This window comes from Mesorhizobium sp. M7A.F.Ca.CA.002.15.2.1, assembly GCF_003998715.1.
Classification (GTDB): Bacteria; Pseudomonadota; Alphaproteobacteria; order Rhizobiales; family Rhizobiaceae; genus Mesorhizobium; species Mesorhizobium ciceri.
Window position 1 is genome coordinate 1 of the sequence record NZ_RZPI01000160.1, and the last position, 9,184, is coordinate 9,184.

General features: G+C 63.4%; 10 protein-coding genes. All 10 read right to left on the reverse strand.

Going from position 1 to position 9,184, the window contains the following annotated elements:
• Window positions 1-94: 94 nt before the first annotated feature.
• Window positions 95-406: a hypothetical protein gene (locus ENZ74_RS11820; protein WP_224675447.1), complete on the reverse strand. Its 312-nt coding sequence runs from the start codon at window positions 404-406 to the stop codon at window positions 95-97.
• A gap of 414 nt (window positions 407-820) precedes the next feature.
• Entirely contained in the window at window positions 821-1,819 is a 999-nt protein-coding gene (doeB, locus tag ENZ74_RS11825) for a N(2)-acetyl-L-2,4-diaminobutanoate deacetylase DoeB (protein WP_024502317.1), read from the reverse strand.
• 5 nt (window positions 1,820-1,824) lie between these two features.
• A complete protein-coding gene (gene doeA / locus ENZ74_RS11830; protein ID WP_063170122.1) occupies window positions 1,825-3,003 on the reverse strand; it encodes an ectoine hydrolase DoeA in 1,179 nt (392 codons plus the stop codon).
• Window positions 3,004-3,132: 129 nt separating this feature from the next.
• Window positions 3,133-4,125 (reverse strand): ectoine utilization protein EutC, encoded by a 993-nt coding sequence (gene eutC, locus ENZ74_RS11835; protein ID WP_063170121.1) that lies wholly within the window; start codon window positions 4,123-4,125, stop codon window positions 3,133-3,135.
• The gene (gene eutB, locus ENZ74_RS11840) at window positions 4,122-5,114 is read right to left on the reverse strand and encodes a hydroxyectoine utilization dehydratase EutB (RefSeq protein ID WP_164745816.1); all 993 of its coding nucleotides are present in this window, start codon (window positions 5,112-5,114) and stop codon (window positions 4,122-4,124) included. Before eutB ends, eutC begins: the two co-directional genes overlap by 4 nt.
• 9 nt (window positions 5,115-5,123) lie before the next feature.
• On the reverse strand, window positions 5,124-5,900 hold the full coding sequence (eutA, locus tag ENZ74_RS11845; RefSeq protein WP_063170120.1) for an ectoine utilization protein EutA: 777 nt from the start codon (window positions 5,898-5,900) through the stop codon (window positions 5,124-5,126).
• A gap of 3 nt (window positions 5,901-5,903) precedes the next feature.
• Window positions 5,904-6,563 (reverse strand): ectoine/hydroxyectoine ABC transporter permease subunit EhuD, encoded by a 660-nt coding sequence (gene ehuD / locus ENZ74_RS11850; RefSeq protein WP_013530329.1) that lies wholly within the window; start codon window positions 6,561-6,563, stop codon window positions 5,904-5,906.
• Between the two features lie 34 nt (window positions 6,564-6,597).
• Complete coding sequence (gene ehuC / locus ENZ74_RS11855; protein WP_013530328.1) at window positions 6,598-7,257, reverse strand: ectoine/hydroxyectoine ABC transporter permease subunit EhuC; 660 nt, start codon at window positions 7,255-7,257, stop codon at window positions 6,598-6,600.
• Window positions 7,258-7,414: 157 nt separating this feature from the next.
• Window positions 7,415-8,266 (reverse strand): ectoine/hydroxyectoine ABC transporter substrate-binding protein EhuB, encoded by an 852-nt coding sequence (gene ehuB, locus ENZ74_RS11860; RefSeq protein WP_013530327.1) that lies wholly within the window; start codon window positions 8,264-8,266, stop codon window positions 7,415-7,417.
• Window positions 8,267-8,353: 87 nt separating this feature from the next.
• Window positions 8,354-9,145, reverse strand: a complete 792-nt coding sequence (gene ehuA / locus ENZ74_RS11865; protein ID WP_063170119.1) for an ectoine/hydroxyectoine ABC transporter ATP-binding protein EhuA — start codon at window positions 9,143-9,145, stop codon at window positions 8,354-8,356.
• Window positions 9,146-9,184: the final 39 nt, after the last annotated feature.

The window sequence follows — 9,184 nt, forward strand, 5'->3', positions numbered from 1 at the left end:
GGGCTGAAGGAGACCTTTGGCTGAAGACAAAAACGCGGGCCAGAAGCCCGCGCTGCAACAATGTCGCCGCTATGCGATCATTCGGCGGCTTTGATCATTCCGCGGCTTTTCTGGGGGCCTGCTGGCTTTCTTCGGCCTCGGCCGCTTCCTCAAGCCGGGATGCGATAAGTTCCTGGATATCGCCGACTTCTTCCTGGATATCCTCCAGCGGAATGCCGACCTCGGCCGCCTCGGCGGCGCACTCCTTGGCCAAGGTTTCGGCCTGCTTGTCGATCCTTGCCTGGGAGGATTGGCAATGGACCTTTTCGCCGATCCATCCCCGCAAGAATTCGATGGCGTGTTCGCTCATACTGCTGTTCCCTGGCGGCAAAGCCGGTTGGTAATCATAAACGTCGACATCCCGCAAAGGATGCATGTCCCCATTCCAGCCGAGTCGCGGTCAGCCGGCAAGCCAATGCCGTCCAAGGTCCACAGAGCCATAGGAAATCGAGGGGTCAAGGGCATTTTCTGATTCTGGAGGGGTCGGTACCGTTGGCTGGGTCACACCCAGCGCTGCGCCACTGTTTCTATTTGCTTTTTTCCGGTTTCCGAGCCGATTTCCGTCACAATAGATGGCGCAAAACACTACACATTCACAGTTGCTTCGAGGTGCTGCCCTCGGGCGCGCGGGTCGAAGCCGCCGCTATATAGTGACATCCTCCTGCAATGTCGACTCCGCCCGCTATCCTGCTTCTTTCCGCCGCGCCGAAGGGCTCCGCGACGGACGCAGAACAAGTGACGATGGACCCGAACCGGGTGGAGCAGGCCCCGGCGGAGCCGCTCAGACGTGCACAGCCACCACCGCCGCGCAGTCGCCGGCCTTAACCAGCCCGGGGAAATGCCGCGCCGCAAGCATGCCCGACATTTTTGCCCGGATCTCCTGCGGAGCGACGCCGGTGCGGCCGGTGGAATGAATGCGCGCCAGCACCGAGCCTTCTTTGACGGGCTCACCGAGATCGACCATGGTTTCGATCATGCCGTCGTCTTCGGCGAACGAGAAACAATCGCCCGACGGCATGTCGAGCCACTGGGTTCGAGTCTTCTCGACCGCACCATCTACAATGCCGGCATGACGCAGCACGTTGAGAATGCCGCGCCTCGCGATCCGCACGGTTTGCGCGCGCGACGTGCCGCCGCCGCCAAGTTCGGTGCTGACGAAGACCTTGCCCATCTCCTCGGCTGCCGTGTCGTACATGCCAACGGCGTCGATCTCGATCATGCGCATCGAGAACGGAGCGGCAAAGGCCGCGACCGCGTCAAAGGCTTTCTGTTCCAGCGCCTTGTCGGGCAAAGTGTGCGCCGCGCAGAACGGCACGAAGTCCAGCGTCTTGCCGCCGGAGTGGAAGTCGAACACGATGTCGGCGCGAGGCAGCAGCTCACGTTGAAAGTAATCGGCGATCTTTTCGGTCACCGTTCCGTCCGGCCGGCCGGGAAAGCTGCGGTTCATGTTGCCCTTGTCGATCGGCGAGGTGCGCGTGCCGGCGCGGAAGGCCGGATAGTTCATTGCCGGCACGATGATCACCGTGCCGCTGACTTGCCTGGGATCGAGGGTCCTGGCGAGATCGTAGAGGGCCAGCGGCCCCTCATATTCGTCGCCATGGTTGGCGCCGGACAGCAGAGCTGCCGGTCCGTTGCCGTTGCGGATGACGCAGATCGGGATCATCACCGAGCCCCACGCGGAATCGTCGCGGCTGTAGGGCAAGCGCAGGAAGCCGTGCTGGACGCCGTCGCGGTCGAAATCGACGGTCGGCGCGACCGGTGATGAGCGTAGATTCGACATCGGGCTCAATCCTTCACCACCAGCTTACGCGGCACATTGGCCAGGCACTCCACACCGGTTTCGGTGATCAGGATGGACTCGGTGATCTCCAGTCCCATCGTTTCCAGCCACAGGCCGGTCATGAAATGGAAGGTCATGCCGGGCTTGAGTTCGGTGCGGTCGCCGGGACGCAAGCTCATCGTGCGCTCGCCCCAGTCCGGCGGATAGGACAGTCCGATCGAATAGCCGGTGCGGTTGTCCTTGACGATGCCATACTTCTTCAGCACGGCGAAGAAGGCGTTGGCGATGTCCTCACAGGCGTTGCCGGGTTTGGCCGCGGCCAGCCCCGCTTCCATGCCTTCCAGCGTCGCCTTCTCGGCATCGAGGAATTCCTGCGTCGGCTTGCCGAGGAAGACGGTGCGCGACAGCGGGCAGTGATAGCGGTTGTAGCAGCCGGCGATCTCGAAGAAGGTGCCCTCGTCCCGCTTCATCGGTCTGTCGTCCCAAGTCAGATGCGGCGCCGAGGCATCGGCACCCGACGGCAGCAGCGGCACGATCGCCGGATAGTCGCCGCCGATGCCGTCGACGCCGCGCGTGCCGGCATCATAGATTTCGGCAACGAGATCGCATTTGCGCATGCCGACCTCGATCTTGTCGAAGATGCGCTGGTGCATCGCCTCGACGATGCGAGCCGCCTTGCGCATATAGTCGATCTCGGTCGAGCTCTTCACCGCGCGCTGCCAGTTGACCAGCGCGGTGGCATCGACAAAGCGGGCATTGGGCAAATGCTTCTGCAGCGATGCGAAGGCGGCGGCCGAGAACCAGTAATTGTCCATCTCAACGCCGACTGTCAGCTTGCCCCAGCCGCGATCCGCAAGCACGCTGGCCAAAAAATCCATCGGGTGGCGCTCGGTCGACTGCACATAGTGATCGGCATAGCCGACGATGTTGTCATGCGCGAGATAGGCAGTGCGCTTGGCACCGTTGGCGTCCTGGCCACGGCCGTACCAGACCGGCTCGCCCGATGGCGGCACGATAACCGCCTGATGCACGTAGAACGACCAGCCGTCATAGCCGGTCAGCCAGGCCATGTTGGACGGGTCGCTGATAACAAGAAGATCGACGCCCTTCACCTCCATGGCTTTGCGTGTCTTGGCGAGGCGATCCGCATATTCGCCGCGCGAGAATCTCAGGTTCGGTTGCATTGTTCTTGGTCCTCGTTTGTTGGGCCTTGAGCCTGTTTCAACTTCGTTGAAACCGGCCCGTCGTTCTTGTTTGGGCGTGATCTTTCGGAAAACCGGTTCCCATTTTTCCGGATCACGCCTTGGCCAGCATCAGCTTTCGAAAATGGCCCCGGAACCGGCCACCCGCGCCCGATCGCGGGCGAACGTAGCTATCGCCGTATCCTGAACGCCGGTGCCGGTCAGATCGGCGATGGTGATGTCGCTGGCCGAGCGCCGACCATGCCGTTTACCGGCGATGATCTGGCCAAGTTCGGTCACCTCTTCGTCAGCGGCCATCACGCCCGCCGCGATGGCGTGATGCAGCTCACCCAGCCGCCGCGTCTGACGGGCGCTGTCGGCGACATAGAGGTCGGCCATGCGCAGGATTGCCGGCGCGATCTCGTTCTTGTGCTCGGCGTCGGAGCCCATCGCCGTGATGTGCTGGCCGGCGGAAACGAAACCCGCCTTGATCAGCGGCTCGGTCGAAGGCGTGGTGGTGACGATGATGTCGGCGCCGACAACTGCGTTTGCCGCGTCGGGCTCGGCATGCACGAGAATGCCGAGCTTTTCGCGCAGGGCTCCGGCGGTTGCCTCGGCCTTTGCCACATCGCGCGCCCAGATGCGCGCCTCGGAAATCGGCCGCACCAGCATCAGGGCTTCCAATTGCAACCCGGCCTGGACGCCGGCGCCGAAGATCGCGGCAACTGACGAGTCCTGCCGCGACAGATGTTTGGCGGCGACGGCGCCGGCAGCAGCGGTTCGGATATCCGTGAGATAGCCGTTGTCGAGCAGCAGTGCTTCGACCAGCCCGGTTTTGGACGACAGCAGCACCATCATGCCGTTGACGCTGGGCAGGCCGAGCTTCGGATTGTCGAAGAAGCCGGGGCTGATCTTGATGGCGAAACCGTCGATATCAGGCACGTAGGCGGTCTTCACGTCGACCTCGCCGCGATGCTCGGGAATGTCGAGCCGCAGGATCGGCGGCATCGCCACCGGCAGGGTGGCAAGCGCACGGAAGGCGTTTTCGACGCAGGCGACTGCATCGAGATCGAGTGTCACGATCGCGCGCAATTCTTGTTCGGTGAGGATCGTCATCCGGCTCATGCGGCGTGCTCCTTGAGCGATGGCGCCTCGCCGCAGACGATCCTGCGGTGCGCGTCCATATCGATGTTGCGGCCGGAGAGAAGCACGACCACCGGCCCGTCCGACCTGACCTTGCCGGCGAGCAGCGCGGCGATGCCGACCGCGCCGGCGCCCTCGACGATTTCGCGTTCGCGCGCATAGGCGTGACGGATGCCGGCGGCGATCTCGTCCTCGCTAAGCAGGACGATACCATCGAGCAGGTCGCGGCACATGGCGAAGGTCAGCCGGTTGTCGAGGCCGATGCCGCCGCCGAGCGAATCCGCCAGCGTCGGCAATTCCTCCACCAGCACCGGGCGGCCGGCATCGAGGCTGGCCTTCATCGCCGCGCCACGAGCCATCGAGACACCGATGATCTTTGTGCCGGGGCTGACGCCTTTGATGGCCGCGGCAACGCCTGAGGCGAGCCCGCCACCCGACAACTGCACCAGGACGAGGGCAGCATCCGGGACCTGTTCGATCATCTCAAGCCCGAGCGTGCCTTGCCCGGCGACAATGTCGGGATGGTCGAAGGGCGGCAGCATAACCAGCCCCTCTTGCGCCACCAGCCGATCGACCTCCTGCTGGGCATCGTCCTGACTGTTGCCGATAATGCGAACCTCCGCGCCCAGCCGGCGGATCTCGTCGAGCTTGTTTTCAGGCACCAGCCGCGACATGCAGATCACCGCGCGCATGCCCTCAAGCTTCGCCGCATGCGCCAGCGCGCGGCCGTGGTTGCCGGTCGAGGCCGCGACCACGCCACGCGCCTTCTCCGCGGTGCTGAGCGAAGCGACGGCATTCGAGGCGCCGCGCAGCTTGAAGCTGCCGGTGGTCTGCCGGTGTTCGAGCTTGAGGTGGACGGGGACGCCCAGCCCTTCGGAAAGACTTTGGGACAGCACGGTCGGCGTGCGCTCGACCTTGCCGGCAATGCGCTCATGCGCGGCGCGAATGTGCTCAAGAGTGACCTGTGTCATGATCATCAATCAGGCGGCAAATGGCTGCGTCATCAGACGGCCGAATTCGGGACGCGGCGTGTCATCTCCGCACAGCCGCAGACAATTCCAGGCGGTCGCCTGGTTGCTGGTCACCACGGGACGTCCAATAGTTTTTTCCATTCCGGTGACCGCGAGGGCGCTACGCAGCGCCGTGCAGGAGACGAACAGCGCATCGGCGCTGGTGTCGGTCGCCTCACGCGCCAGTTCGACGAGGGCCGCCGGTGCGATGCGCGCCATCTCGCGGTCGTCCTCGAAACCGAGGCAGGTGAAGCTGGCGATCTCGAAGCCGTGCGCCGCGAAATAGGCGGCCATCGGCCTGGATGTCTCGACCGTGTAGGGAGTGAGGATGCTGATCTTGCTTGCGCCCAGCGCACGCAGCCCGCGCACGCCCGCCATCGGCGGGGTGATTACCGGCACGCCGGGCTTTGCGACCTGGATCGCCGCCTCGATCTCGGCATCGCCGATCACCACCGAGGCCGAAGTGCAGGAATAGCAGACGGCATCGAGTGGCTCATCCGGCAGGATCAGGGCCGCGCCCGCCGTCAGCGCCGGCTGCATCTTGCGCAGGTTTTCGGGCGTCGTCGGGTTGGCATAGGGAATGCGCGCGACATAGACGCCGACGCGTTCGCTCGCCACCATGCGGCGGAAATCCGGTTCGCTGGTGTGGTCGGTGGCCAGGATGATCAGGCCGATGCGCCGCTCCAGCGGACGCGCATCCAGTGCCGGCCGTTTTGGATACACCTTGATCTCGGGCAAGGGTTTCATCGGTTACCTCTCGATCTTGCCGTAGCGGCGTTCCAGCCAGCGCAGCAACACGACCGAAAACAGACTGATGACCAGGAAGAAAGCACCGACCAGGGTGATCGGCTCGATATAGCGATAGTAGGTGTTGGCGACGCTTTTGGCCTGGTTCATCAGTTCCAGCACGGTGATCGCCGACAGCAGCGGCGTTTCCTTGAACATGGCGATAAAGTAATTGGCGAGCGCCGGAATCATCGGTGGGATAGCCTGCGGAATGATGATGTGGGTCCAGGTCTGACTGGCGCTCAAATTGCACGCCTTGGCGGCCTCCCATTGGCCGCGCGGCACATTGTCGATGCCGGCACGATAGACCTCGGCCGTATAGGTGCCGTAATGCAGCCCGAGCCCGATGACACCGGCGACCAGCGGCGGCAGCAGGATGCCGATGTCGGGCAGCACGTAGAAGATGAAATAGAGCTGCACCAGCAGCGGCGTGCCGCGGATGAATTCAGCCGCCCAGCCGACCGTGCGCGACAACGCCTTGTTGGGCGAGCGGCGCGCCAGCGCAATGCCAAGCCCGACGATCGCCGCCAGCACCGAGCCGAGCAGCGTCGCCAGGATGGTGATCTTCACGCCCTGGATCAGCGTTGGCATGATTTCCCAGACGAAATTCCAATCCCATTCCATCAGTAGGCCCAATTTATCAGAAGGGAGTTGGCCATCAGGCACGCACCCCGTCGAGGCCGCGCGCCATGCGTCGTTCCAGCGAGCGCACGCCCCACGAGATGAGCAGGGCGAGGATGAAATAGATGATCAGGATGGTGGTGAACGGCACCAGGGTGTTGCCGGTCTGGGCGCGCACCACCTGCGCCTGGAAGGTCAGGTCGGTGAGCGAGATCAGCGACACCACGGCGGTCGCCTTGAGCAATTCGATGGCATTGTTGCCAAAGGTCGGCAGCATCACCAGCAGCGCCTGTGGCAGGATGATGTGGCGCATGCCTTGCCAGCGGCCGAGATTGAGCGCTGTGCAGGCCTCATACTGTTCGCGGCCGATCGACTGGATGGCACCGCGCACCACTTCGGCGGCGTAGGCGCCGACATTGAGGCCGAGCGCCAGCACGCCGGCCTGCAACGGGGTCAGCGAAATGCCGATGAAGGGCAGCACGAAATAGGCCCAGAACAACTGCACGAAGATCGAGGTGCCGCGGAAGAACTCGATGTAGGCGGTGGCCAACCAACGCAGCGCAAAGAAGCGCGACACGCGCCCCATGCCGGCGAGGAAGGCCATGATCAGCGCCAGCACCGACCCCATCAGCGTCAGCTCGATGGTGACAAGCGCTCCCTGCAATATCAGGCCGAAATAGCCGGACCACTGGGTCATTCGGTTTCCAACGTTGGGTTTAGCATCTTCTCCCCGTTCACGGGGAGAAGATGCCGGCAGGCAGATGAGGGGCGGCGCGAACTTGCGAAGGTTTGGCGCCGCCCCTCATCCGTCACTTCGTGACACCTTCTCCCCGTTGAACGGGGAGAAGGAAGGATCACTTCGCCGCGCAGAGCTTGTCGCGGCTGGTCGACATCGCGGCTGCCGCCGAGAAGCCGTAGGGCTCGATGATCTTGGCGAACTCGCCCGATTTCTTCATCTTGGCCAGTTCCACATCGAAGGCGTCGCGCAGTGCCTCGTCGCCCTTCTTGAAAGCGGCGCCGTCGCAATAGACCGGTGCGCCCTGCACCGGAGCGATGACTTCGAGGTTCGGATCGTTGGCCTTCTTGACCAGATCATTGATCGACAGGACGGGCAGCGAATAAGCGTCGATGCGGCCATCCTGGAGCATCTTCACGCCGCTCTGGCCATCCGGCACGACGATGACGCGATCGCGTGGCACGCCGGCATTGAGCGCGAGCTTCTCCTCGGTGCCGCCGCCCGGCGCGCCGATGGTCGCAGTCGTATCCTTGGCGACATCCTCATAGCTCTTGAAACCCTTTGGATTGCCTTTCTTCACCAGCATCGCCTCGGCGTCGCACAGCACGGGTTCCGAATAGGCGACCGCAGCACAGCGCTCCGGCTTCATGAACAGGCCGGCGGTGACGACATCGAAGCGACCGGCCTGCAGGCCGGGGATCATGGCGCCATATTCGGAGATCGAAGCGGCAACGTCGGCGACGCCGAGCCGCTTGAATATCTCGCGGGCCACATCAGGCGCGGCACCCGAAACCTTGCCGTCGGCGGCGACCGCCGTATAGGGCGGCTCGTTGGCGATGGCGAGGCGGGCGAAACCTTGCGCCTTGAGCTGCTCGAGCTTGCTGTCATCGGCCGAACCGGGGATCGAGGCGGCCAGCACCGCCGTCAGTGCAAGACCGGCAACGCCGGCCAGAATGCCAAGTTTGTTCATTGTTCCCAACTCCTTGTTTCTTGTCTTGCTTTGTTGCATGGCGGCCCTCGCCGCCTCGGGACGACTTCGTCGCCCTGGGCATTGCGGTCAGACCCGATGTCCGGCCGCGATGATCTTCTTCAGGAAACCTTGCGTGCGCTCCTGCTTGGGATTGCGGAAAATCTCGTCCGGTTTGCCTTCTTCGACGATCCTGCCGCGATCGAAGAACAGCACCCGGTCGGCGAAATCATGGGCAAAGCCCATCTCGTGGGTGACCAGCAGCATGGTCATGTCGGTCTCGGCGGCGAGCTTGCGCATGACGTTCATCACCTCCTCGACCAGCTCTGGATCGAGCGCCGACGTCACCTCGTCGAACAGCATGATCTTCGGCGACAGCGCCAGCGCCCGAGCGATCGCCACGCGTTGCTTCTGTCCACCGGACAGCTGCGCCGGCATGTTCTTGGCCTTGTCGGCCATGCCGACCATTTCGAGCAGTTCCATCGCCCGCTTTTCGACGGCGGCACGCGGCGTGCCCTTGGTCAGCATCGGCGCCAGCGTGACATTGTCCATGACGCACTTGTGCGGAAACAGGTTGAACAGCTGGAACACCATGCCGATCTTCTGGCGCATCCTTGTCAGATGCCGCTCATCGGCGGGCAACAGCTGGCCATTGCGCTCCATGTGATAGAGCTGCTCGCCGTCGATCTGGATATGACCGCCATCGATGCGCTCCAGCGTCATCAGGATGCGCAGGATCGTCGTCTTGCCCGAACCCGATGGGCCGATCAGTGCCAGCTTCTCGCCGGGCATGACTTGCATCGACAGGCCGTCCAGCACCTTGAAGCTGCCGAAGCTTTTCGAGATGCTGTCGATCTTGATGATGGGCGCTGGTGCGGACAAATGTATTTCCCCGTGCTGGAGAAGCCTATGCCCCTTAAC